The sequence below is a fragment of the Spelaeicoccus albus genome (assembly GCF_013409065.1).
Lineage (GTDB): Bacteria > Actinomycetota > Actinomycetes > Actinomycetales > Brevibacteriaceae > Spelaeicoccus > Spelaeicoccus albus.
In genome coordinates this window covers 3,529,675-3,554,358 of the sequence record NZ_JACBZP010000001.1, presented here as the reverse complement: position 1 = coordinate 3,554,358, position 24,684 = coordinate 3,529,675, and the positions used below count along the sequence as shown (strand labels likewise).

General features: G+C 64.3%; 25 protein-coding genes. All 25 read left to right on the top strand.

Annotation, left to right across the window (positions count from 1 at the left end; translation table 11 throughout):
- Position 1: 1 nt before the first annotated feature.
- The 25 genes from ftsW to BJY26_RS16325 all read left to right on the top strand — a co-directional run bounded on the left by ftsW (position 2) and on the right by BJY26_RS16325 (position 24,677).
- A complete protein-coding gene (gene ftsW / locus BJY26_RS16445) occupies positions 2-1,273 on the top strand; it encodes a putative lipid II flippase FtsW (RefSeq protein WP_179429258.1) in 1,272 nt (423 codons plus the stop codon).
- Positions 1,273-2,370 carry an undecaprenyldiphospho-muramoylpentapeptide beta-N-acetylglucosaminyltransferase gene (murG, locus tag BJY26_RS16440; protein WP_179429257.1) on the top strand — a complete coding sequence of 366 codons (1,098 nt, stop codon included), beginning with the start codon at positions 1,273-1,275 and terminating at the stop codon, positions 2,368-2,370. Before ftsW ends, murG begins: the two co-directional genes overlap by 1 nt.
- Positions 2,367-3,794 carry a UDP-N-acetylmuramate--L-alanine ligase gene (gene murC / locus BJY26_RS16435; protein WP_179429256.1) on the top strand — a complete coding sequence of 476 codons (1,428 nt, stop codon included), beginning with the start codon at positions 2,367-2,369 and terminating at the stop codon, positions 3,792-3,794. Before murG ends, murC begins: the two co-directional genes overlap by 4 nt.
- Positions 3,791-4,726 (top strand): cell division protein FtsQ/DivIB, encoded by a 936-nt coding sequence (locus tag BJY26_RS19655; RefSeq protein ID WP_179429255.1) that lies wholly within the window; start codon positions 3,791-3,793, stop codon positions 4,724-4,726. The genes murC and BJY26_RS19655 overlap by 4 nt, the downstream gene beginning before the upstream one ends.
- Positions 4,727-4,858: 132 nt before the next feature.
- Entirely contained in the window at positions 4,859-6,049 is a 1,191-nt protein-coding gene (gene ftsZ, locus BJY26_RS16425) for a cell division protein FtsZ (protein WP_179429254.1), read from the top strand.
- A gap of 3 nt (positions 6,050-6,052) precedes the next feature.
- Positions 6,053-6,781 carry a peptidoglycan editing factor PgeF gene (pgeF, locus tag BJY26_RS16420; RefSeq protein ID WP_179429253.1) on the top strand — a complete coding sequence of 243 codons (729 nt, stop codon included), beginning with the start codon at positions 6,053-6,055 and terminating at the stop codon, positions 6,779-6,781.
- 124 nt (positions 6,782-6,905) lie between these two features.
- Positions 6,906-7,433, top strand: coding sequence for a cell division protein SepF (locus BJY26_RS16415; RefSeq protein ID WP_179429252.1), 528 nt, complete (start codon positions 6,906-6,908; stop codon positions 7,431-7,433).
- 138 nt (positions 7,434-7,571) lie between these two features.
- Complete coding sequence (locus BJY26_RS16410; protein ID WP_179429251.1) at positions 7,572-7,871, top strand: YggT family protein; 300 nt, start codon at positions 7,572-7,574, stop codon at positions 7,869-7,871.
- A 176-nt stretch (positions 7,872-8,047) separates the two neighbouring features.
- Positions 8,048-8,917 (top strand): DivIVA domain-containing protein, encoded by an 870-nt coding sequence (locus BJY26_RS16405; RefSeq protein ID WP_179429250.1) that lies wholly within the window; start codon positions 8,048-8,050, stop codon positions 8,915-8,917.
- A 94-nt stretch (positions 8,918-9,011) separates the two neighbouring features.
- Positions 9,012-9,587 (top strand): signal peptidase II, encoded by a 576-nt coding sequence (gene lspA, locus BJY26_RS16400; RefSeq protein ID WP_179429249.1) that lies wholly within the window; start codon positions 9,012-9,014, stop codon positions 9,585-9,587.
- Positions 9,580-10,506, top strand: coding sequence for an RluA family pseudouridine synthase (locus BJY26_RS16395; protein WP_179429248.1), 927 nt, complete (start codon positions 9,580-9,582; stop codon positions 10,504-10,506). The genes lspA and BJY26_RS16395 overlap by 8 nt, the downstream gene beginning before the upstream one ends.
- 299 nt (positions 10,507-10,805) lie before the next feature.
- Positions 10,806-12,902 carry a transcription termination factor Rho gene (rho, locus tag BJY26_RS16390; protein ID WP_179429247.1) on the top strand — a complete coding sequence of 699 codons (2,097 nt, stop codon included), beginning with the start codon at positions 10,806-10,808 and terminating at the stop codon, positions 12,900-12,902.
- A gap of 190 nt (positions 12,903-13,092) precedes the next feature.
- Entirely contained in the window at positions 13,093-14,190 is a 1,098-nt protein-coding gene (gene prfA, locus BJY26_RS16385) for a peptide chain release factor 1 (protein ID WP_218852470.1), read from the top strand.
- Positions 14,191-14,195: 5 nt separating this feature from the next.
- Positions 14,196-15,104 (top strand): peptide chain release factor N(5)-glutamine methyltransferase, encoded by a 909-nt coding sequence (gene prmC, locus BJY26_RS16380; protein WP_179429246.1) that lies wholly within the window; start codon positions 14,196-14,198, stop codon positions 15,102-15,104.
- 32 nt (positions 15,105-15,136) lie between these two features.
- Entirely contained in the window at positions 15,137-15,883 is a 747-nt protein-coding gene (locus BJY26_RS16375) for an L-threonylcarbamoyladenylate synthase (RefSeq protein ID WP_179429245.1), read from the top strand.
- On the top strand, positions 15,884-17,044 hold the full coding sequence (locus BJY26_RS16370) for an MraY family glycosyltransferase (protein WP_179429244.1): 1,161 nt from the start codon (positions 15,884-15,886) through the stop codon (positions 17,042-17,044).
- 2 nt (positions 17,045-17,046) lie between these two features.
- Entirely contained in the window at positions 17,047-17,556 is a 510-nt protein-coding gene (locus BJY26_RS16365) for a Cg1360 family ATP-synthase-associated protein (RefSeq protein ID WP_179429243.1), read from the top strand.
- A gap of 198 nt (positions 17,557-17,754) precedes the next feature.
- Positions 17,755-18,600, top strand: coding sequence for a F0F1 ATP synthase subunit A (atpB, locus tag BJY26_RS16360; RefSeq protein WP_237249125.1), 846 nt, complete (start codon positions 17,755-17,757; stop codon positions 18,598-18,600).
- Positions 18,601-18,680: 80 nt separating this feature from the next.
- The gene (gene atpE, locus BJY26_RS16355) at positions 18,681-18,917 is read left to right on the top strand and encodes a F0F1 ATP synthase subunit C (RefSeq protein ID WP_308191272.1); all 237 of its coding nucleotides are present in this window, start codon (positions 18,681-18,683) and stop codon (positions 18,915-18,917) included.
- A gap of 11 nt (positions 18,918-18,928) precedes the next feature.
- Complete coding sequence (locus BJY26_RS16350; RefSeq protein ID WP_179429242.1) at positions 18,929-19,474, top strand: F0F1 ATP synthase subunit B; 546 nt, start codon at positions 18,929-18,931, stop codon at positions 19,472-19,474.
- Positions 19,474-20,286 carry a F0F1 ATP synthase subunit delta gene (locus BJY26_RS16345; RefSeq protein WP_269151227.1) on the top strand — a complete coding sequence of 271 codons (813 nt, stop codon included), beginning with the start codon at positions 19,474-19,476 and terminating at the stop codon, positions 20,284-20,286. The genes BJY26_RS16350 and BJY26_RS16345 overlap by 1 nt, the downstream gene beginning before the upstream one ends.
- 59 nt (positions 20,287-20,345) lie before the next feature.
- A complete protein-coding gene (atpA, locus tag BJY26_RS16340; RefSeq protein WP_179429240.1) occupies positions 20,346-21,977 on the top strand; it encodes a F0F1 ATP synthase subunit alpha in 1,632 nt (543 codons plus the stop codon).
- A gap of 40 nt (positions 21,978-22,017) precedes the next feature.
- Positions 22,018-22,929, top strand: a complete 912-nt coding sequence (locus BJY26_RS16335) for a F0F1 ATP synthase subunit gamma (protein WP_179429239.1) — start codon at positions 22,018-22,020, stop codon at positions 22,927-22,929.
- A 26-nt stretch (positions 22,930-22,955) separates the two neighbouring features.
- The gene (gene atpD, locus BJY26_RS16330; protein ID WP_179429238.1) at positions 22,956-24,410 is read left to right on the top strand and encodes a F0F1 ATP synthase subunit beta; all 1,455 of its coding nucleotides are present in this window, start codon (positions 22,956-22,958) and stop codon (positions 24,408-24,410) included.
- The gene (locus BJY26_RS16325) at positions 24,411-24,677 is read left to right on the top strand and encodes a F0F1 ATP synthase subunit epsilon (protein ID WP_179429237.1); all 267 of its coding nucleotides are present in this window, start codon (positions 24,411-24,413) and stop codon (positions 24,675-24,677) included.
- Positions 24,678-24,684: the final 7 nt, after the last annotated feature.

The window sequence follows — 24,684 nt, the reverse complement described above, 5'->3', positions numbered from 1 at the left end:
CATGGTCGATATCGCGCCCCGGCAAAAGCCCGGACGGCAAGGCGACGGTCGCCGTCGATCCGGGCTGGCCGACTGGTTCCACGCGCCGACGACGAGCTATTACCTGATCATCGGCAGCACCGTTGCCCTGACGGTCTTCGGACTCGTGATGGTGTTGTCCTCGTCATCGGTGGATTCCTATGACGGCGGCCAGGGATCGTCGTATTCGGTCTTTGACCGGCAGGCGATCTTCGCGGCCGTCGGCGTCGTCCTGATGATCGTGGCCTCGCACGTGCCGCTTTCCGTCTGGAAGAAGATGTCCTGGGGGCTGATAGCCCTTGCCGTGGTCGCTCAGCTCCTGCCGTTCGTGCCGGGAGTCGGGATCAGCGAGAACGGCAACAACGCGTGGATCCACATCGGTTCGTTCACGGCACAGCCGTCGGAAGCCGGCAAAGTCGCCCTCGTGTTGTGGCTCGGCGTCGTGCTGGGCGCCAAGCACAAACTTCTCGGCCAATGGCGCCATGTCTTCATCCCCGTCGTCCCGGTCGTGGCGATCCTGCTGGGCTTGATTCTGCTCAGCGGCGACCTCGGGACGGGCATGATCTTCATGGTGCTGGTGCTCGGCGCCCTCTACGCGGCCGGCGTGCCGCTGCGAATGTTCGGCGTCGCCGGGATCGGCCTGGCCATCATCGCCGGCGCCATGCTCGTGTCCAGCCCGAACAGAATGGCGCGCGCCACGAACTGGCTGTCCGGCGGCGGCACCTCCGACCCGCTCGGCGGCAGCTATCAATCGACGCACGGTCTCTGGGCGCTCGCATCGGGCGGCTTCTGGGGCGAGGGGCTCGGAGCGAGCCGGCAGAAATGGGACTATCTGCCCGAAGCGCACAACGACTTCATCTATGCAATCATCGGCGAAGAACTCGGTCTGCCCGGCACCATCGGTCTTCTCATCGTCTTCGCCTTGCTGGCCATCGGGTTGTTGCGCGTGATCAAACGGACGCCGGACATGTGCGTGAAAATCGTGACGAGCGGCGTGTTCGCATGGATCCTCGGCCAAGCCATCTTGAACATTGCCGTCGTTCTCGGCCTGCTGCCGGTCGTCGGCGTCCCGCTGCCGCTCGTGTCGTCCGGCGGTTCGGCGTTGTTGACGACGCTGCTCGGGCTGGGCATCGTCTTGTCGTTTGCGCGCAACGAACCCGGCGCCGCCGCGGCGATGTCCAGACGCAATAAGCGCATTCGCGGCTCGCTTGCCGTGTTGGCGCGGCCTCGCACGAATGGACGGAACGGACGGTAATGGGTCTACGAGTAGTGCTGGCCGGCGGAGGCACGGCCGGGCACGTGTCACCGCTGTTGGCGTTGGCCGATGCCCTGATGCGCCGTGACGCCGACACCGAGATCGTCGTCCTCGGGACTGCCGCCGGCTTGGAGGCACGGCTCGTGCCCGCCGCCGGCTACCGGTTGCACACGATCCCGCGCGTCCCGCTGCCGCGCAAGCCGTCGCCGGACATGCTCAAACTGCCGGTCCGATTGCGGGCCGCCATCAAATCGGCCGGCAAGGCAATTGACGAATTGGAGGCGGACGTCGTCGTCGGCGTCGGCGGATACGTCGCCACCCCGGCCTATCTGGCCGCCCGGCGGCGCGGGGTGCCGATAGTTGTGCACGAGGCCAATTCGAAGCCCGGCATCGCCAACCGGATCGGCTCCCGGTTCGCGACCCGCGTAGCCACCGCCTTCCCCGGCACTGCGCTGCGCGGCGCGGCGGTCGTCGGGATGCCCATGCGCGAGGGCATCGCCGAGCTCGACAGGCGCGCCGCACGGCCGCAAGCCGCCGCCCGGCTCGGTCTCGCACCGGAAATGCCCACATTGCTCGTCACGGGCGGATCGCTGGGCGCCATGCGGCTCAATACGTCGTTTGCGGACGGCGCGCGCGGGCTCAGCGACGCCGGCATCCAAGTTCTTCACGTCGCCGGCAGCGGTAAGACCGACACCATCGCCGAACTCGTCGACCTGCCGAACTATCATCTGGTGGACTACGTCGACGGCATGGAGAACGCCTACGCCGTGGCAGACTTGATAGTGTGCCGGGCCGGAGCCGGAACCGTCAGCGAAGTCACGGCGGTGGGACTGCCGGCCGTGTACGTCCCCTTGCCCATCGGCAACGGCGAACAACTGTTGAACGCACAGCCGGCGGTCGACGCGGCCGCAGCGATCGTGTACGCGGATTCGGACTTCACCGCCGAGACCGTGACCGGACCGGTGCGGGAACTGACGCTCGATCCGGACAGGCTTGCCGCGATGTCGGCCGGCGCCGAGAGGCTGGGCGTGCGCGACGGCGCACAGCGGCTGGCGGACCTGGTAGTCGAAGCGGCGGAAGCCGGAGGAGTGGCATGAACGTTTCACCCGATGCAGCGAACGTCCCGGCCACCCGACCCGAAGAGCTCGGCACGGTGCACTTCATCGGCATCGGCGGCGTCGGCATGTCCGGCATCGCCCGAATCATGCTGATGCGCGGCCTGACGGTCACGGGGTCGGACGCCAGGGAATCGCGCGTGCTGACGATGCTGACGGCGCAAGGAGCGCAGATTCACGTCGGCCACGACGCCGCAAACGTCGAAGGCGCCGATACAGTCGTCGTCTCCTCGGCCGTACGCGAATCCAACCCCGAACTTGCAGCGGCCCGCGAGGCCGGCCTGCGCGTCCTGCACCGCTCACAGGCCCTTGCCTCGCTCATGATCGGACGGCGCACCGTCGCCGTCGCCGGCACGCACGGCAAGACGACCACCACGTCCATGAGCACGGTTGCCCTGCAACGCTGCGGCGCGGATCCGTCATTCGTGATCGGCGGCGTGCTGACGGCGTCCGGTGCCAACGCACACGACGGCAGCGGAGACATCTTCGTAGCCGAGGCGGACGAATCCGACGGATCATTCCTGTTGTACTCGCCGGCCGTCGGCGTGATCACCAATGTCGAACCGGATCACCTCGACCACTACCGGACCGCCGAAGCCGTGGAAGAGGCCTTCGACAAATTCTGCGACAGCGTGGGCCGGCAGGAAGGATCCGTCATCATCGCCTGCGGTGACGACCCGGGCGCAGCGCGCGTGGCGGCCCGTGCGGCGTCCCGCGGATTGCGGGTCTGGACCTACGGCACCGGCGACGCCGTCGACATTCGCGTGGCCGAGCCCGACTTCTCCGGCGCGGGCGCCTCGTTCGACCTCGTCATGCACGGGCGCCGGCTCGGCCGGGTCGACCTGCGCCAGCCCGGCGAATACAACGCGTTGAACGCTGCCGCGGCCTTCGCCGTCACCCAAGCACTCGGCCAGTCGGTCGGCCGGTCGCTGGCCGGGCTCATGTCGTTCGGCGGGACGCGCCGACGCTTTGAACTGCGCGGCGAATTGAACGGCGTCCGCGTGTACGACGACTACGCCCACCACCCGACGGAAGTCGATGCCGTGTTGAAGGCCGCCCGGTCGGTCGTCGGCGCCGGCGGACGCGTCATCGCCATTTTTCAACCCCACTTGTATTCGCGCACCGAGAACTTCGCGGCCGAGTTCGGACGCGCTCTCGGTCACGCCGACGAGGTGTACGTCATGGACGTGTACGCCGCCCGTGAAGACCCGGTTCCCGGCGTCACGGGCGCGCTGATCGCCGACCGGGTCCCGCTCTCGGAGGAGCACGTGCACTTCATCGAGTCGTGGTCGGATGTCGCGCCGGCAGTCGCCGGCGAGGTCCGTGCGGCGGATATCGTGCTGACCATCGGCGCCGGCGACATCACAATGGTCGGCCCCGAACTGCTGGCGGAGCTGCGCCGGTGAAGGCCCGCCCGTCCACTCCGTATCGCAAGCCCATCGGCGAGCGACGCGCCGTCTCGGTGACGAGCCTGGACGACGCCGCGTCCACCGACGACAAGCCGAAGACTCAAGGCAAAAAGGCCAAGACCCGCGGCACGAGCGCCAAGACCCGCGACACAAGCGCGAAGACGCAGGGGAAAAAGGCGAAAGCGAGCCGGACCTCCGCCCCCGCCGCGCAGCGCGAACCGGTCGTGTCCTTTGCCCAGTGGGCGTCTCGTCGCCGGCATCGACGGCGACTGATCGTCGGCTGGATTGCCGCGCTTGCCGTGGTCGTCGTGGCCGTGGCGGCAGTTGCCTACCTGACGCCGGTCTTGGCGGTCGACCGGGTGACGGTCACGGGCACGAGCATCATCAGCTCCGGATCGGTGCGGAAGACCGTTGACGAGCAGGTCAGCGGGATACCGCTGCCGCGCGTGTCCGACCACGACGTCGCTCAGGCGGTTCTGGACAAATATCCGGTGGCCAAGAGCGTCGACGTGGGCAAGTCGTTGCCGCGCACCGTGACCGTGACGGTGACGGAACGCCAGCCGGTGGCCGCCACCGGCTCGCCGGGAGACTACAAGCTGATCGACGGTGACGGCGTCACCGTCACCACGGCGTCGACGCCGCCGAAGGGGATACCCGTACTCGACATCGACGTGTCGACCGCCGGTGCCGGAGCGATCCGCGCGGCCCTGTCGGCCATGGACGCGCTGCCCGAGCACATAGCGAAAAAAGTGGAGTCGGTATCGGCGACAAGCAGCTCGGGTGTCGAGTTCACATTGCGGTCCGGATTGAAAATCCGGTGGGGTGACGGACACAATGGGAAGCTCAAGGCCAAAGTACTCGGGATGTTGATGAAGACTGACGCTCGTTATATCAACGTCAGCGTTCCGAAAGAGCCGACCACCAAGTAAATAGGCGGCAACTTTGGCGACACGCGGGCTCGGTTATTGCACAGACGCTCGCGTTGACCATAGCGTCGTTATAACAGGTTGACATAACACTAACCTTCAACTTGAAGGTTAACCTTTTGAGAGGGCATCGTCTTGGCAGCTCCGCAGAACTATCTGGCCGTCATCAAGGTCGTCGGTACCGGCGGCGGCGGCGTCAACGCCGTTCAGCGGATGATTGACGTCGGACTCAAGGGCGTCGAATTCGTCGCCATCAACACCGACGCGCAGGCATTGCTGATGTGCGATGCCGACGTGAAACTCGAAGTCGGACGGGACTTGACGCGCGGCCTTGGCGCCGGCGCGGATCCCGAGGTCGGCAAGAAGGCCGCCGAAGATCACGAGTCGGAGATCGAAGAGGTGCTCAAGGGCGCCGACATGGTCTTCGTCACGGCCGGTGAGGGCGGCGGAACCGGCACGGGCGGCGCGCCGGTCGTGGCCCGGATCGCCCGCGCGATGGGCGCGTTGACTATCGGCGTCGTCACCCGGCCGTTCACCTTCGAAGGACGCCGCCGCTCGCAGCAGGCCGAAAGCGGCATTACCGCGCTGCGCGAGGAAGTCGATACGCTGATCGTCATTCCGAACGACAGGCTGCTGTCGATCTCCGACCGCAACGTCAGCATGCTCGAAGCTTTCCAGTCTGCCGATCAGGTGTTGCTTTCCGGCGTGCAGGGCATCACCGACCTCATCACGACACCCGGTCTGATCAACCTCGACTTCGCGGACGTGAAGTCCGTGATGCAGGGCGCCGGCTCGGCCCTGATGGGAATCGGCTCGGCCCGTGGAGAGGACCGTGCGATTCAAGCGGCCGAAGCCGCGATCGCATCGCCGCTGCTGGAAGCCAGCATCGACGGCGCCCACGGAGTGCTGCTCAGCGTGCAGGGCGGGTCGGATCTCGGGCTGTTCGAAATCAACGAGGCTGCGCGTCTCGTCCAAGAGGCCGCGCATCCCGAAGCGAACATCATCTTCGGTGCCGTCATCGACGATTCGCTCGGCGACGAATGCCGCGTCACGGTCATTGCGGCCGGATTCGACATGGTCACCCCCGCAGACGCCGAGGCGGCTCCGGGCGCCTCGGCGGCGGGCACCATCCCGTCCGTGCCGGCAGCTTCTCCGCAGCCCGTGCCGGCCGACGTGCCCACCGGCTCGATACCCGCCGCGCCCGAACCGCGGGACGTGTCGGTAGCCGAGAACGGGTCGTCGGGCGACGACGTGCCGCAAGTACTCGACGAGGAAACCACTCGCCGGCGGGACGACGATCTGGATATCCCGGACTTCTTGAAGTAAGACATGCTGAGCGTCCGGCGCGTTCTCCGAGCGGATAACGGCGGCGAAGCGCACGCTGCATTCACCGATCGGCTGGGTGGCTTCAGTGCCGGCCGGTACGATTCGTTCAACCTCGGATCACACGTGGACGACACGCCGTCCGCCGTCAGCACCAACCGTGCGGAGCTTTCGCACGCGCTGGGGCTGCCGGCGTCCGGACTTGTGTTCATGGATCAAGTGCACGGCGCCGACGTCGCCGTGGTCACCGAACCGGGCGGCGAATCACCATCGGTGGACGCCATCGTCACCACCCGGCGCGGAATCGGTCTTGTGGTGCTCGTCGCCGACTGCACTCCCGTCCTGCTGGCCGACGCGGCAGCCGGAGTGATAGCCGCGGCACACGCCGGGCGGCCCGGTATGCTCGCCGGCGTCATCCCGAACGTGCTCGGCGCGATGCGCGCTGCCGGAGCCCGCAGCATCGATGCGATTATCGGGCCGTCCATCTGCCCGCGCCACTACGAGGTCCCACCGGAGATGCGCGAGCAGGCAGCGGCTGTCGAACCCGTCAGCGCTTCGGTCAGCGCCACCGGCACGCCGGCCATCGACGTGGCGGCCGGTGTCGCCGAACAGCTGGCCCGGGACGGCGTGCGGATCGACTGGCAAAACGGCTGCACATACGAGCGGGCCGATTTGTATTCGTACCGCCGCGACGGCGTGACGGGACGATTCGGGGGAGTGCTGTGGATCCCATAACCGGTTTTCACTCCGACACGCCGACATGGTGGCGAGAGAATGCCCTTGACTCCGGTAGTTTTTGAAAGGAACCGCGATAGCTGACTTCCTCAGTATCGCTGCCGCTGGATTATAAGGAGTTGTGATGGCTGGCGCCCTCCGCAAAACGATGCTGTACCTCGGTCTGTCGGATGACGAGCGCGATCAAGACGTGGAGGCCGAGGCCGACTCCGACAACTACTACCATGAGCCTGCGGCGAAGTCCGATCGCGCGCCGGCGGAGAATTCCGTGACACCTATCAATCGTTCATCGCATTCGAATTCCAGCAGTGCCCAGGTCGCTCCGCGCAACACCGGTTCGCCGGTTCACTCCGTCCCGGAGCAGGGCGAACTGCGCCGCATCACGACTATCCACCCGCGCAGCTACAACGACGCCATGGCCATCGGCACGGCGTTCCGCGAGGGCACCCCGGTCATCATGAACCTGTCGGATATGGACGACGCCGATGCCAAGCGCCTCGTCGACTTCTCGGCCGGCCTGATCATGGGCCTGCACGGCTCCATTGAGCGCGTGACGTCGAAAGTGTTTCTTCTCTCACCGGAACACGTCGAAGTTTCCGGCGAGCCGGCAGTTGCCCCTGATTCGAAGGCGAGCTTCTTCAACCAGAGTTGAGCGCGACATTTCAAGGCCGGGTTCATTTCGGCGCGCTCCGGCCGTTTCGGTAGAATGAGTGCATAGCGCGCCATTTGCGCGTAGTGTCCGCGCAGCCGCGCTGTGCGCAGCAACCGACAGGGAGATCAGCCGCCGATCATGACGCTAGCCTTTACGATCATTTACCTGGTCATCTTCATCTTCTTCCTGTTTATGCTGGTCAGGTTGGTTTTCGACTGGGTGCAGATGTTCGCCAGGGAATGGCGCCCCAAGGGATTCGTCCTGTTGGTGGCGGAGGCGGTATTCACCGTGACGGACCCGCCGTTGCGCGCGATTCGCCGAGTGATCCCCCCGCTCCGATTGGGGTCGATGTCCATTGACTTGGCGTTCTTCATCTTGATATTCGCCTGTGGGATCGCCATGAATCTGCTGCTGAGCTTTGCTCCCGTCATGGCGTAAAGTAAGACAGGTTATGACAAAAGACGGGACCTCGGCCGGCGCGGCCGGTGCGAAAATGCGCGACACCCATGGGGTGCAGTCGTCAAAACGGCCCGTTATCCGCTACCGTAACGATTGCGTTCCTTTTCACGAAGGACTGTAATTGTTACTTTGTTCCCCCAGTTTGAGGTGGCCAGATGGCGCTCACGCCCGAAGACGTTGTTAATAAGCGGTTTCAGCCGACGAAGTTTCGCGAAGGCTACGACCAGGACGAGGTCGATGACTTCCTTGACGAGGTGGTCGGCGAACTCCGTCGCCTGACAAGCGAGAATGACGACCTGCGTCAGAAGCTCTCCGCTTCAGAACAGCGCGTCAGCGAATTGAGCCGCGGTGGATCCGCAGGCCCGGCCGCTGCCGCCGGTACTACTGCCTCGGACAAGACGTCGTCGGACGCCGCCGACCAGGAAGCCGCGCCGGTCACGGGCGAGCACGCTGCGGCTCCGGCGGACGCTTCGGCCGAAGACGCGGCGTCCAGCGACAAATCGGCCGGTGCCGGCAACGCCGATGCCAAGAACGCCGACGCGACCAAGGCTGCCTCGGACCGGGATTCGGCCACGGCGACGTCATCGGTCGCCGCCAAGGACGACAAGCCGTCCGAGCCGACTGCCACGGCTGCGGCCGATCAGGGCGGCAACTCGAACGAACTCGCCGCTGCGGCGGCCGCCGGCGGAGCCGGCGCAGCTGACGCGACAGGTCTGATCACGCTGGCGCAGCGCCTGCACGACGAACACGTGCAGAAGGGCCAGGAAAAGCGCGACCAGCTGGTGGCCGAGGCGCAGACCAAGGCGTCCGGCATGGTCGAAGAAGCCGAAAAGACCCGCTCCGAAACGCTCAGTTCGCTTGAAGAAGAGAAGTCGATGCTCGAGCGCAAGATCGATCGTCTGCGGGACTTCGAGCGCCAGTACCGGACCCGGCTGAAGTCGTATCTGCAGGATCAGCTGCGCGATCTCGATTCGCGCGGGTCCCTGGTTCCGGAAAACCTGGGCGACGAGCCCGGCCAGCCGTAACCGCCACGACGAAAGATAGCGCTACGTCACGTGGGACTCTCCTTCATCGGGAGAGTCCCACGTGCATGTGGTACGGACGAGGAACGATAACTCAGTGACGAAGACGGAGCGACCGGCCGGCGAGGGCCCGACGGACAAGGGAGCTGCGCCGCCCAGGCGGCGCCGCGTGCTGATCGCGGTAGTCGCCTTCGTCTTTGCCGTGGTCATTGCCACCGACCAGCTCACCAAGAACTGGGCGACCGCCAATCTGGAGCACCAGCCGCCGATTCCGATCATCGACGGGTGGGTGTCGCTGTTGTTTTACCGCAACGGCGGCGCGGCGTTCGGCATGGGGGCCGGGGCGACCTGGCTCTTTGCGGTCGTCGCTGCCGCGGTCGTGGTCGTCATCGTCGTGACGGCCCGCAAGCTCGGGTCGACCGGCTGGGCCATCTCATTCGGCTTGCTCCTGGCAGGCGCCGGCGGCAATTTGACCGACAGACTGTTCCGGCAGCCGGGATTCGGCGAAGGCAAAGTCGTCGACTTCATCAACCTGCACTTCTTCATCTGCAACGTCGCCGACATCGCCATCACGGCCGGAGCCGTGCTGTTCATCCTGCTGAGCTTCATGGGCATCGGGCTGGACGGAACGCGCGCGTCCGCCCGCCGGCGCGAGGAGTCCGGCGATGCCTGAAGCGCGTTCGTATCTGGTGCCGGACGGACTGGACGGCGAACGTGTCGATGCCGGATTGTCGCGGCTTCTCGGCCTGTCCCGTACCGTCGTGGCCGACATGGCCGGGCAAGGGCACGTCGTCGTCGACGGAAAGCCGGCAGGGAAGTCCGACCGACTCATCGTCGGAACTCGGGTCGACGTCGAAATGCCGGGCCCGGCGCGACCTCTCGAAGTCACTGCCGAGCCCGTCGAGGGCATGGAAATCGTGTATGACGACGATGCGTTCGTCGTCGTCGACAAACCGGTCGGCGTGGCCGCTCATCCTGCGGCCAGTTGGAAGGGCCCCACCGTGATCGGCGGGCTTGCGGCGGCCGGCTATCGGATCGCGACGTCCGGAGCCTCCGAACGGCAGGGGATCGTGCACCGTCTTGACGTCGGCACCTCCGGCCTGATGGTGGTGGCCAAGAGCGAGCACGGCTACAGCGTGCTCAAGCGCGCATTCAAACAGCGCACCGTCGAAAAGGTCTACCACGCGCTGGTACAGGGCCATCCCGACCCGCTGCGCGGTACTATCGATGCTCCCATCGGCCGCAATGACAGACACGACGGGCTGTGGGCTGTGGCAAGCGGCGGCAAGCACGCCGTCACGCACTACGAAGTCATCGAGGCGTTTGCCGCCGCGTCGCTGTGCGAAGTGCATTTGGAGACCGGCCGCACCCATCAGATCCGAGTGCATTTCTCTGCCACCCGCCACCCGTGCGCGGGCGATTACAGCTACGGGGCCGATCCTGTTCTCGCGGAACGGCTGGGACTGACGCGGCAGTGGCTGCACGCGGTCGGTCTGGGGTTCACTCACCCCGACTCCGGCAAATGGGTGACTTTCCAGTCGAAATATCCGGCCGATCTGCAGCACGCGCTCGACGTTCTTGCCGGTACATAAGAACGCTCACGGCCGGTGGACGGCTGATTGGCCCTAGCCCCGGGGCGACATGGTATAGTGAGAGCGCACCGTAAGCCCGTGGTTTTCTCCGCGCTGATTGCACGGCGACGACAGTCGCCCCCAATGATTCACGGCCCGGAAAGCTCCCCGGCCTTTCTCAAGGTCACTGACCGCCAACGTTCCTCTGAGGCGGCGAGCCAGGTGCATTAGCCCTTGCGATACGTCGACATACCGGCGCGAGCGACGGCAATAATTTTACTACCAGGCTCGGAAGATACCGAGCTGTACATCCCGGTCTAATGACGACCGCATACGAGGGGGAAGGATCCTTCGTGACCGAAACCACCACAGAGGCCGGCACCAACGCTGCAGCACGCACCAACGGTTCAGGCAACGAATCGACGCGGACGGGCTCACTGACCGCGCTCCGGTTGCCTCAATTGCAGGCGATGGCCTCCGAAATGGGTATCAAGAGCACCGGCAAGATGCGTAAGAGCGATCTCATCGCCGCCATCAAGGAACGCGGTTCCTCCGGTTCCTCCGCCGGCCCCGGCGCGACAAATGATTCCGCTCGCCGTAAGTCGGGCGGCGCTTCCGAACGCCCGCAGCAGCCAACGCTGGGCGAATCGGCGTCCGACCAGCAGGGTGCAAAGCAGCCCACTGCCGAGAAGTCCGTTGGCGATCAGCCCAACTCGGAAAAGTCCGGCACAAATAAGTCCGGCACAGATAAGCCGGGCACAGATAAGCCGGGCACAGATAAGCCGGGCACAGAGAAGCCCAGCGCCGATAAGTCGGGCGATCACCGCCCCGAAGAACGCGAGTCGGGTTCCCCTCGTCGCGACCGCGGCAATGACGACCGCAACGATAACCGCGGCAATGACGGCCGGAACAACGACCGCAACGATAACCGTGGCAACGATAACCGCGGCAATGACGGCCGGAACAACGACCGCAATGACAACCGCGGCAACGATAACCGCGGCAATGACGGCCGGAACAACGACCGCAACGATAACCGTGGCAACGATAACCGCGGCAATGACGGCCGGAACAACGACCGCAACGATAACCGCGGCAACGACAACCGCGGCAACGACAACCGGAACGATAACCGCGGCGGTCGCGACAAGAACGACAACAACCGTGGCAATCGTCGCGGCAGGTCGCGCGTGCGTGATCGCAAGCGTCGCGGATCCGGCAGGGGCGACAACTACGAAGAGGTCGAGATCCGCGAGGACGACGTGCTGCTGCCGGTCGCCGGCATTTTGGACGTCCACGACAATTACGCGTTCGTGCGCACCTCCGGGTACCTTCCGGGCGCTAACGACGTCTACGTGTCGATGGGGCAGATCAAGAAGAACCGCCTGCGCAAGGGCGATGCCATCGTCGGCGCCGTCCGGCAGCCCCGCGAAGGCGAAAACAACAACAATCAGCGGCAGAAGTTCAACGCGCTGGTCCGGCTCGACTCGGTCAACGGCATGTCGGTGGACGATGCCAAGCGCCGCGTCGAGTTCGGCAAGCTGACGCCGCTGTACCCGCAGGAGCGGTTGCGCCTGGAGACCGAGCAAAAGGTCATGTCGACTCGAATCGTCGACCTCGTCGCTCCTGTCGGGAAGGGACAGCGCGGATTGATCGTCGCGCCGCCCAAGGCCGGCAAGACGTTGATTTTGCAGGCCATCGCCAACGCGATCTCCAAGAACAACCCGGAAGTACACCTGATGGTCGTGCTCGTGGACGAGCGTCCCGAGGAAGTGACCGATATGCAGCGCACGGTCAAGGGCGAGGTCATTGCCTCGACGTTCGACCGGCCTGCCGACGATCACACGACAGTTGCCGAACTCGCCATCGAGCGCGCCAAGCGACTCGTCGAAATGGGATCGGACGTCGTGGTGCTGCTCGACTCCATCACGCGACTGGGCCGTGCTTACAACATGGCGCAGCCGGCGTCCGGACGCATCTTGTCCGGCGGTGTCGATGCGAATGCCCTCTACCCGCCAAAGCGCTTCTTTGGCGCAGCCCGCAATATCGAAGGCGGCGGCTCATTGACGATTTTGGCCACGGCGCTTGTCGAGACCGGGTCGAAGGGCGACGAAGTGATCTTTGAGGAGTTCAAGGGCACCGGCAACTCGGAGCTGCGCTTGTCGCGGCAGTTGGCCGATAAGCGCATCTTCCCGGCGGTCGACGTGAACGCGTCCAGCACACGCCGCGAAGAGAACCTGATGAGCCCGGATGAGACAAAGGTGATGTGGAAGCTGCGCCGTGTGCTCTCGGGGCTGGAGCAGCAGCAGGCAGTCGAGCTCCTGCTCGGCAAGCTGAAGGAGACCGGCTCCAATATCGAGTTCCTCATGCAGGTGCAAAAGACGACGCCGCTGCCCAAGTCTGCGGCGGACGACTAGCGTCCCCTCGCCCCGCTGCCGAGAGCGAATCCGACCCGCTGCGCCTGACGGCGTCCGGGAAGCACGAACGGATACGCTTTTGGGCAGCGGGGTTTGTCATGTCGGGGGCGCGGCGGTGCCGGCCCGGGCATGAACGTCACCCGTCTTGAATCGGCCGCGCGGCGGCCACGTCGTCGCGGAGGGAAACATCTTGGCCCAGACAGAAATCAACAACTTCGACTCGGTGCGAGCGCTCATTGACGAGCATCGACAACTCGAGGCGCAGCTCGCCGACCCCGAGGTGCACGCGAACCAGGGGATGGCACGCAAACTCGGACGCCGGTATGCGGAGTTGGACGCCGTGGTGAAGTCGTACAACGAGTGGCACTCGCTCAGTGACGATTTGGCTGCGGCCCGGGAACTCGCCGAAGAGGACTCGTCGTTCCTGGCCGAGGTACCGCCCTTGGAAAAGGCAGTCGACGGCGCCGCTGCCGACTTGCGTGCGCTGCTGGTTCCCCGCGACCCGGACGACGGGCGCGACGCGATCCTGGAAATCAAAGCCGGCGAGGGCGGGGACGAATCGGCGTTGTTTGCCGGCGATCTGCTGCGGATGTACTTGAAGTATGCCGAATCGCGAGGATGGCGGGCCGAAGTCATTGACGCGGCGGAAAGCGGCCTGGGCGGCTACAAGGACGTCTCGGTCGCCGTCAAGGGCTCGTCGAACAATCCGGCCGACGGCGTGTGGGCACGGATGAAGTTCGAAGGCGGAGTGCATCGCGTTCAGCGCGTCCCGGTCACGGAGTCGCAAGGGCGCATTCACACGTCGGCTGCCGGCGTCATGGTGTTTCCCGAGGTCGACACCCCGGACGAGGTCGAAATTCACCCGAACGAACTTCGCATCGACGTGTACCGGTCGTCGGGGCCGGGGGGACAATCCGTCAACACCACCGATTCGGCTGTCCGTATCACGCACATCCCCACGGGCGTGGTGGCGAGCTGTCAGAACGAGAAATCGCAGCTACAGAACAAAGAGCAGGCCATGCGAATTCTCCGGGCGCGCCTGTTGGCCCGGCAGCAGGAAGAAGCGGACGCGGCCGCCTCGGAAACCCGGCGCTCGCAAGTCCGAACCGTCGACCGTTCCGAACGAATTCGCACGTACAACTTTCCGGAAAATCGGATCGTCGATCATCGGACCGGCTACAAAGCGTACAACCTGGACCACGTTTTGGACGGCGAGCTCGAACCCGTCATCCAGTCGTGCCTGGTCGCCGACCAGGAATCGCGGCTCGACGAGGCTCTGGAACAATAAACGCGATGAATCGGTCCTACGAGAGCCGGCGGGGTGATTCGCTGCGGAGCCTCATTGCGGGCGCTGAAACGGTGCTGGCCGACGCGGGGGTGCCGTCGCCGCGTCACGATGCCGAAATTTTGGCCTCGCACCTGCTGGGCGTTCGCCGCGGCGACCTGGTGTTGGCGCCGGAGCTTCCCGACGACTTTTCCTGTCGCTACGCCGAACTCGTCGAATGCCGGCGTCGTCGCAAACCGTTGCAACACATCGTGGGCGTGCAAGGATTCCGGTACCTGTCGTTGCATGTCACCCCCGGCGTTTTCGTACCGCGGCCCGAGACCGAGGTTCTTGCAGGTCTTGCCGTGGACGAGGCGAAGTCGTTGGCGCAAAGCGGCACGCCTCCGCTGGTCGTGGATCTGTGCTGCGGCGCCGGGGGAGTGGCATTGGCCATCGACACGGAGGTCCCGGACAGTACCGTTGCAGCTATCGACGTGTCCGAGGAAGCGGTGTGGTTGACGCGGCGCAACAATGCCGAACTCGGCACCGGCACGATGCGCATTGAATCGGGGGACGTCACGGATGAGGCGTTGCTGGCCGACCTGAACGGCAGCGTCGATATAGTCGTGTCCAATCCGCCGTATATACCGCCCGGCGCCGAACCGAACGACCCTGAAGTGCGCGACCACGATCCGTTCCTGGCCTTGTACGGAGGAGGAGCCGACGGATTGACGGTGCCGACCGCGACCATCCGGGCGGCCAAGCGGCTGCTCCGCCCGGGCGGCATGTTCGCGATGGAACATGCGGACACCCAAGGTGAAGCGGTGCGTGCACTCTTGACCGTGAACGGATTCGGCGGAGCAGTGACTCTCCCGGACCTTTCCGGCAGGGATCGCGTCAGCACGGGGCGGATCCCCGGCGCCGCGCGCCATCGGTGAACTATCGGCGGAAAGTGAGAGACTGGGGAATCGTGAGTAAGTTTTTTACCGTCGGCGACGAACAAATCACCGAACTGATCCTGGACGAGGCCGCGCGAGTCATCGAGCGCGGTGACTTGATAGTGCTGCCGACCGATACCGTGTACGGGATCGGCGCGGATGCGTTCTCGCCCCGGGCCGTGGAGGATCTGCTCGAGGCCAAGCGTCGCGGACGCGATATGCCCCCGCCCGTGCTCATTCCGCGCGTCGAGACGCTCCAGGGGATTGCCTCCGACGTGCCGGACGACGCGTTGAAGCTGGTGGGCGAGTACTGGCCGGGACCGCTGACGATCATTTGCAACGCACAGCCGTCCCTTGACTGGGACCTCGGGGACACCCACGGAACCGTGGGCGTCCGTGTTCCGGACAACGAGACGGCGCTTGCCCTCCTTCGGCAAACCGGACCGATGGCCGTCTCCAGTGCGAATCTCAGCGGAATGCCGCCGGCAAAGACCGCTGCCGAAGCTCGGGATCAACTCGACGACTCGATTGCGCTCTACCTTGAGGCCGGCGAGTCCGGCGGCCGGGAGCCGTCGACAATAGTCGATTGCACGGTGTCGCCCATGCGCGTGCTCCGCTCCGGCGGGCTTTCCATCGACGCTTTGCGTGAGGTGGTGCCAAGCATCCTCGACCTTGGCGAAGAGCCGCCCTCGGAGCCAACGGTCGAGGAAGAAGCCGGCGACGAGTCCGGTGACTCGAACCCCGACGAGCCGAAGCGCGCCGACCAGGAAGCCGGGTAAGTGCGGGCATACCTCTTTATCTTGTTGATCGCGGCAGCGGGGTCGTATCTGGCGACCCCGATGGTGCGGCGGGTCGCCGAGCGCGCACACGTGTTCACGCCGCTGCGCGCTCGCGATATTCACAAGGTGCCGATCCCGCGGCTCGGGGGAGTAGCGATGCTGCTCGGCGTTGCCGTGGCGTTCGCGATAGCGAGCCAGATGCGGTTCCTCGGCCAACTCTTCACCGACTCGTCGGCCCCGCTCGGCGTGTTGGGTGCTGCCACGATGGTGTGCCTGCTCGGCGTCCTGGATGACATCTGGGACCTGAACTGGATGACGAAACTCGCCGGCCAGGTCTTGGCCGCCGGTTTCATGGCGTGGCACGGCGTCCAGCTCGTGTCCCTGCCGATCGGCGGCGTGACCGTCGGCTCGTCGAGAATGTCCCTCATCCTGACGATCTTCGTGGTGGTCCTCACCATCAACGCCATCAACTTCGTCGATGGCTTGGACGGCCTCGCCGCGGGAATCGTCGCCATCGGCGGCGGAGCATTCTTCTTTTACACGTACTTCCTGACAAAGGATGCACGGCCCGACGACTTGTCGAACCTGGCATCCATGACGATCGCCGCACTTGTCGGTGCGTGCATCGGGTTCCTGCCCCACAATTTTCATCCGGCCAGAATCTTCATGGGCGATTCCGGCTCGATGCTGATCGGGCTGCTTCTCGCCGCATCGGCGACGGCCGTGACCGGACAGGTGGATCCCTCGATCATTTCGCAAGCACGCGCCATACCGACCTTCTTGCCGGTTCTGCTGCCGATCGCCGTCCTGCTGCTTCCGCTGACGGATATGGCGCTGGCAGTGGCGAGAAGACTCCTCAAGGGCCAATCACCGTTCAGCGCCGACAAACTGCACTTGCATCACCGCATGCTGGGTCTCGGGCATTCACATCTCCAAGCGGTGGTTCTGATGTACAGCTGGGTGGCGATCGTCGCCTTCGGATCCGTGTCATTCCTCGTGCTTCCGTGGCAGCTGGTTCTGAGTTTGTGCGTGGTGGCCGCCGCAATTACGGTGGTGTTGACTTTCGCGCCGTTGCGTCACCGCCTGCGCTTGCCCAGGCGGCGGGCTGCGGCGGAAGAGACCCCGGCTACGAGTCGGCGAAACGAAACGAGCGGAGTCTAAAAGTGACGCCTCCAGAACCGAGCAGCCACGGTGCGCCGAACGGCCGGGAAAACGCGATCCCGCAGAGCCCGCACAACGGCCCCGTCGGCGGCACTGCCGCAGCTCCGGGGTCGCGGCAATGGGCCAAGGCATGGCGGAACGTGCTCGTTTTCGGCACGGCCCTTGCCGCTGCAATCGCCGTCGTCGGCGCAACCATCGGCTGGTTGGCCGCGGGGATGCCCGGCGTCTGGGGTGCCTTGATCGGCGCTGCAATGGCGGCAGTCTTCCTCGGTATCACCGCGCTGACGATGACCATCGGACGAAATATGTCCACACTAGGGCTTGCCGGCGTCCTCATGGGCGGCTTCTTCGTCAAGCTGATCTTGTTCATGGCGGCAGGGAAGCTACTGGCCGGCAATCCGGATATCCATGGCTTGACGTTGTTCTTCACGCTGGTCGCCGCGGTGATCGGAACTGCCGTGACGGACGCCGTCATCATTCACAAAACGCGGATCCCGTACGTCGACGCATAACCGGCGACGTACGATGCTGTGCCACAGGGTGAGATTTGTTGCCGGTTACTACGGTTGGTAGAGTAATCCTGGTGGCTGTGAGCCGGCCCGGAAATAAGTGCGAACCCGCGCAAAGCGCGCAAGTTCACTGTTGTTTGCGGGAGTAATGGAGTTCTTATTTCAGCCCAACAATGATCGGCCCGGTCCAAGAACGTTCTTGTGACCCGACCCTTGGAGTGCATGCATATCGTGGACGTTCTTTCTGCCGCTGGAATCGCCCTGAATGCTGCCGGTTCGTCAACGTTCCACGCCCCGGACATCGAAGAGTTCTTCCCCAAGGCTTTTCTTTTTCAAGGATCGTGGTTCGAGTTCAACCGGATCATGTTGGTGCGCGTGATTGCGACGGTCGTCATTTGCGCAATTTTTTGGCTCGTCGCCACCCGTTTGAAAGTCGTGCCGAGCCGCAGCCAGTCGGTTTTCGAATATGTGATGAGATTCGTCCGAGTTTCCATCGCCGAGGAAACCATGGGAAAGAAACTGGCCGACCAGTTCCTGCCGCTGATCACCACCATCTTCTTCATGGTGTTTGCCATGAACATCACCGGTATCGTGCCGTTCTTGAACATTCAGGGCACCTCGGTGATCGGCGCACCGTTGTTGCTGGCGATCATCACTTATTTGACGTACCACGTCACGGGATTCAAACGGCACGGCTTCGCCGGGTACGTGAAGTCGTCGATGATTTTGCCCGGGGCGCCTCCGGCCATGCACATCCTGCTCGTCCCGATCGAATTCCTGACGAAATACGTGATTCAGCCGTTCACGCTCACCATCCGACTTCTTGCCAATATGCTCGTCGGCCACCTGTTGCTGGTGCTTGCCTTTGCCGCTTCGACCTTCTTGCTGCTCCACGGCCCGTGGACGCTCAAGGGTTTCGGCGTACTGACATTCGCCGGTGGCTTCTTCGCCTATGTCCTCGAAATTCTGATCGCTATTCTGCAGGCGTACATCTTTGCCTTGCTGGCGGCCCTGTACATCCAACAGGCCGCCGAGTCCGACCACTAGTACCCGACAACTTCATAAGACCCACACCAGACGCGTTCAGGTAAAACGCTTGAACCGCCCGAGGAAGGAAACCCACCACAGTGGATATCATCACAGCAGCCGCCGGAGTGACCGGTTCGGTTTCGACGATCGGATACGGCCTTGCCGCAATCGGCCCGGGCGTCGGCCTTGGCATCGTTATCGGCAAGACGATCGAAGGAACCGCGCGTCAGCCGGAACTCGCCGGCCAGCTCCGCGGCACCATGTTCATCGGTATTGCTCTCATTGAGGCGCTGGCGCTCATCGGCATCGCTACCCCGTTCTTCCTGACTCAGTGAGGTCGGTCGACGTGACATCGTTGATCCTTGCGGCGGAATCGTCGCCGAACCCGCTCCTGCCGGCGATCTATGACATCGTCTGGAGCGCCGTCTGCTTCTTGATCATCTTTTTGGTGTTCTGGAAGAAAGTCCTCCCCGCATTCAAGAAAACCCTCGATGCGCGTCACGACGCGATCGAAGGCGGCATTGAAAAGGCCGAGAAGGCACAGGAAGAAGCCGCTGCCGCGCTGGAGGAATACCAGCAGCAGCTGGCCGACGGACGTGCCGAAGCTGCCCGGATCCGCGAAGAGGCTCGAGCGGAGGGTGCTCAGATTCTCGCCGAGATGAAGGAGCAGGCCGCTGCCGAAGCGTCTCGCATCACTGCGTCGGCGCATGCACAGATCGAGGCCGAACGCCAGCAGGCGCTCACCTCGCTTCGCGGAGAGGTCGGCTCACTAGCGACGGATCTCGCCTCGCGGATCGTGGGGGAGTCGTTGACCGATGATCAGCGCAGCTCCGGAGTGATCGATCGTTTCATTGCGGAACTCGATTCCGTGCCGGCAGGGCAGGAGAACTAATGCGTGGCGCAAGCCGGGCATCGATGGCGGAAGCCAAAGAGCACATCGAAGCCTTTCTCACCGATGGCGAAGCCGACGAGCAGCTCGGCACCGAGTTGCTGCAGGTCGTCACGGCGTTGGGTACCTCGTCGTCACTTCGCCGCGCGTTGACGGATTCGGCCCGCAGCGCCGACGATCGCGCCGCGCTGGCGTCGTCGTTGTTCGGCTCGAAACTGGCCGGCCCGACGTCCGAGGTTGTGACCGGCTTGGTGATGTCCCGTTGGTCGAAACCGAGCGACCTGACCGAGGCCGTCGAGACACTTGGTGTGACGGCGCTCGCCGCTTCGGCCCAGTCGCGGCTGCGGCTGGACGGCGTCGAGGACGATGTATTTCGCTTTGGCCGCGTGCTGCACGGCAACCACGGGCTCCAGCGAGCGTTGTCGAACCCGGATGCACCCGCTGAATCGAAGAACCGTTTGGTGGCCACGTTGGTCGGCGACAAGGTCGCCCCGGAAGCGCTGACGCTCATCACTCAGGCGGCAGTGCATCCGCGCGCAACGAATACCGTCGGGGCTCTCGACGATTATGCCGAGATCCTTGCCGCCAGGCGCGACCGAGACGTGGCTTATGTGACGGCAGCAACGCCGATGTCCGAAAGCCAAGCCTCGCGACTCGGGGAAGCACTGTCCAAGGTGTACGGCCGCTCGCTCGTCCTCAACATCCAAATCGACCCCGATCTGGTCGGTGGCATCAAGATCCAGGTCGGCGATGAAATGCTCGACGGGTCGGTTGCGACGCGGATCGAAGACCTGCGTCGCCGGCTCGCCGGATAACGCTCAACACTTCAACACCAGCGGGTTCGCTGGTTGATATTAGGAAGCAGGGAAACCAGATGGCGGAACTGACAATTCGTCCGGATGAAATCCGCGACGCCCTCGCACAGTTCGTCGATTCATATAAGCCGGAGTCCGGCTCGCGGACCGAGGTCGGCACAGTGATCGACGCCGGTGACGGCATCGCGCACGTGTCGGGCCTGCCCGGCACCATGGCCAACGAGCTGCTTCGCTTCGAAGACGGAACGCTGGGCCTGGCGCTGAACCTCGACGAACGCGAAATCGGCGTCGTCGTGCTCGGTGAATTCGCCGGCATCGAAGAAGGCCAGGAAGTCCACCGCACCGGCGAAGTCCTCTCCGTTCCGGTCGGCGACGGCTACCTGGGCCGCGTCGTCGACCCGCTCGGCAATCCCGTCGACGGTTTGGGCGAAGTCGAGTCGGAAACTCGCCGCGAGCTCGAGCTGCAGGCACCCGGCGTGATGGATCGGCAAGAGGTCCGCGAACCGCTGCAGACCGGTATGAAGGCCATCGACTCGATGATCCCGATCGGCCGCGGCCAGCGTCAGCTCATCATCGGCGACCGCAAGACCGGCAAGACGGCGATCGCCGTCGACACGATCCTGAACCAGAAGGCCAACTGGGAGTCGGGCGACCCGAAGAAGCAGGTCCGCTGCATCTACGTCGCCGTCGGTCAAAAGGCCTCCACCATCGCTTCGGTGCGCGGCACCCTGGAAGAAGCCGGCGCGCTCGAATATACGACCATCGTGTCGTCGCCCGCCAGCGATCCGGCCGGCTTCAAGTACCTGGCACCGTATGCCGGCTCGGCAATCGGTCAGCACTGGATGTACCAGGGCAAGCACGTCCTGATCGTGTTCGACGACCTGTCCAAGCAGGCCGAAGCGTACCGCGCCGTGTCGCTGCTGCTGCGCCGTCCGCCGGGCCGCGAAGCTTACCCGGGCGACGTGTTCTACCTGCACTCCCGTCTGCTGGAGCGCTGTGCCAAGCTCTCCGACGAGCTCGGTGCCGGTTCGATGACGGGTCTGCCGATCATCGAAACGAAAGCCAACGACGTCGGCGCGTTCATCCCGACCAACGTCATCTCGATCACCGACGGGCAGATCTTCTTGCAGTCGGACTTGTTCAACGCCAACCAGCGTCCCGCCGTGGACGTCGGAATTTCGGTGTCCCGTGTTGGCGGCGCCGCGCAGACCAAGGCCATGAAGGGCGTGTCCGGCACCCTGAAGCTGAGCCTTGCGCAATACCGCGATCTCGAGGCATTCGCCATGTTCGCCTCCGATCTGGACGCCGCATCGAAGCGCCAACTGGCGCGCGGTGAGCGTTTGACCGAGCTGCTCAAGCAGGGCCAGTACACGCCGTACCCGGTCGAGCATCAGGTCGTGAGCGTCTGGGCCGGCACCAACGGGCACCTGGACGACGTCCCGGTCGCCGACGTGCTGCGGTTCGAGAGCGAGTTCATCGACCACTTGGGCCGCACCACCGAGGTGCTGACGACGATTCGCGAGACCGGCAAGCTCGACGATGACACGGCGGAAGCGCTGAAGACGTCCATCGAGGACTTCAAGGCCGGCTTCCAGCCGTCCGAGGGCCAGGGCACCCAGTCCGAGGAAACGCACGAGAGTGCGGATGCGTCCGACGTCGATCAGGAAAAGATCGTTCGCCAAAAGCGCTGACCGCAAGTTCTGACGCGTCAAAGGGTAGGGAGAAAGAAGTATGGGAGCACAGCAGAGGGTCTATCGCCAGAAGATCCGCGCAACCGCGTCGTTGCGTAAGATCTTCAAGGCGATGGAACTGATTGCTGCGTCTCGGATCCAGAAGGCGCAAGACCGCGTGCACGCGTCGAGTCCGTACAGCAAGGCGATCAACCGGGCAGTCTCGGCAGTCGCCACGCAGTCTCGCGTGACGCATACGCTGACGAACGAGCCCGAGCAGGTGCGCCGGGCCGGCGTGATCATCGTCGGATCCGATCGCGGTTTCGCCGGCGCCTATACGGCGAACGTGATTCGCGAAGCCGAAGGCCTCGTCGAATTGTTGAAGAGCGAGGACAAGGACGTCGCGTTGTACGCCGTCGGCGGCAAGGTCGAGACGTACTATCATTTCCGCGGCCGGGAACTGAAACGCTCGTGGGGTGGATTCTCCGAGCTGCCGCAGCCGCGGCATGCGCGGGAAATCGGCGAGGGAGTCCTCGAGGACTTCCTGACCGACTACGAAGACGGCGGTTTGGACGAGATTCATCTCGTCTACACCAAGTACGTCAATATGGTCACTCAGGAGCCGCAGATCGTTCGTCTGCTGCCGCTCGAAGTGGTCGATGCCGAGGAAAAGCCTGCCGACGACGAGGTCTTTCCGCTGTACGAATTCGAACCGGGCGCAGAGCACGTTTTGGATTCGCTGCTCCCGCGGTACATCGAATCGCGTATCTTCAACGCCCTCTTGCAGGCGGCGGCCTCGTATCAGGCGGCTCGCCAGCGGGCCATGAAGTCCGCGGCGGACAACGCCGACGATTTGATCAAGACGTACACCCGATTGGCGAACACGGCCCGCCAGGCCGAGATCACGCAGGAAATCACCGAGATCGTGGGCGGCGTGGAAGCGCTAGCCGCCAGCGGTGCCGAAGAAGCCTAAACCCAATGGATGAGTAGAGATAACCAATGACTGTTACAGCTGAGCAGACCCAATCGGCCAAAAGTGGGGGCACCGGCCGGATTGCCCGCGTGATCGGGCCGGTCGTCGACGTGGAATTCCCGCTCGACGCCATCCCGGAGATGTACAACGCCCTGCACACCGACGTGACCTTGTCGGAGGGCACCCGTACCCTCACCTTCGAGGTGGCCCTCTACCTCGGTGACGGCGTGGTGCGCGCCGTGTCGCTGCAGCCGACCGACGGCATCGTCCGCGGCCAGGAGGTCATCGACACGGGTGCCGCCATCTCGGTGCCGGTCGGCGACGTCACCAAGGGCCGCGTGTTCAACACCGTCGGCGACGTGTTGAACCTGAAGGAAGGCGAGCAGCTCGAGGTCACCGAGCGCTGGCCGATCCACCGCAAGGCTCCGGCGTTCGATCAGCTCGAGTCGAAGACGACGATGTTCGAGACCGGCATCAAGTCGATCGACCTCTTGACGCCGTACGTGCAGGGCGGCAAGATCGGCCTGTTCGGAGGCGCCGGCGTCGGTAAGACGGTGCTCATTCAGGAAATGATCTACCGCGTGGCGAACAACCACGACGGCGTGTCGGTGTTCGCCGGCGTCGGAGAGCGCACCCGCGAGGGCAACGACCTGATCGAGGAAATGACCGAGTCGGGCGTGATCGATTCCACGGCTCTGGTCTTCGGCCAGATGGACGAGCCGCCGGGCACGCGTTTGCGTGTGGCGTTGTCGGCGCTGACCATGGCCGAGTACTTCCGCGACGTGCAGAATCAGGACGTGTTGTTGTTCATCGACAATATCTTCCGATTCACGCAGGCCGGTTCCGAAGTGTCCACGTTGCTCGGGCGCATGCCCTCGGCCGTGGGCTACCAGCCGAACCTGGCCGACGAGATGGGTGTCCTGCAAGAACGCATCACCTCGACGCGCGGTCACTCGATTACCTCGTTGCAGGCCATTTACGTGCCTGCCGACGACTACACCGACCCGGCCCCGGCCACCACGTTCGCCCATTTGGACGCCACCACCGAGCTCTCTCGTGAAATCGCGTCGCGCGGCCTGTACCCGGCGATCGACCCGCTGGCGTCGACGTCGCGCATCCTCGATCCGCTGTACGTGGGCAAGGAGCATTACGACGTGGCAGTGCGGGTGAAGCAGATCCTGCAGAAGAACAAGGAACTGCAGGACATCATCGCCATCCTCGGTATCGACGAGCTTTCCGAAGAGGACAAGGTGGTTGTGCAGCGGGCACGCCGCCTGCAGCAGTTCCTGTCTCAGAACACCTATATGGCCGAGAAGTTCACGAACGTTCCGGGGTCGACGGTGTCGCTGAAGGACACCATCGAGGGCTTCAAGAAGATCTGCGACGGCGAGCTCGACCATGTGTCCGAGCAGGCGTTCTTCAACGTCGGCGGGCTCGAGGACGTCGAACGCGAATGGGCCCGCATTCAGAAGGAGTCCTAAGTGAGCGAACTCGAAGTCGACGTCGTCGCTGCGGATCACGAGGTCTGGTCGGGCAAGGCCAAGCTCGTTGTCGCGCGGACGGCGGACGGTGAGATCGGCGTGATGCCCCGGCACGAGCCGGTGCTTGCCACGCTGGCGCACGGCGACGTTCGGATCACCACGGTGACGGGCGAGCTCATCGTCGCCCGTGCCGACGGCGGCTTCCTGTCAGTGGAAAACGATCGAGTGGCAGTCGTCGCCGACGAAGCGTCGCTCGCTCAGGGTTAACATTTAA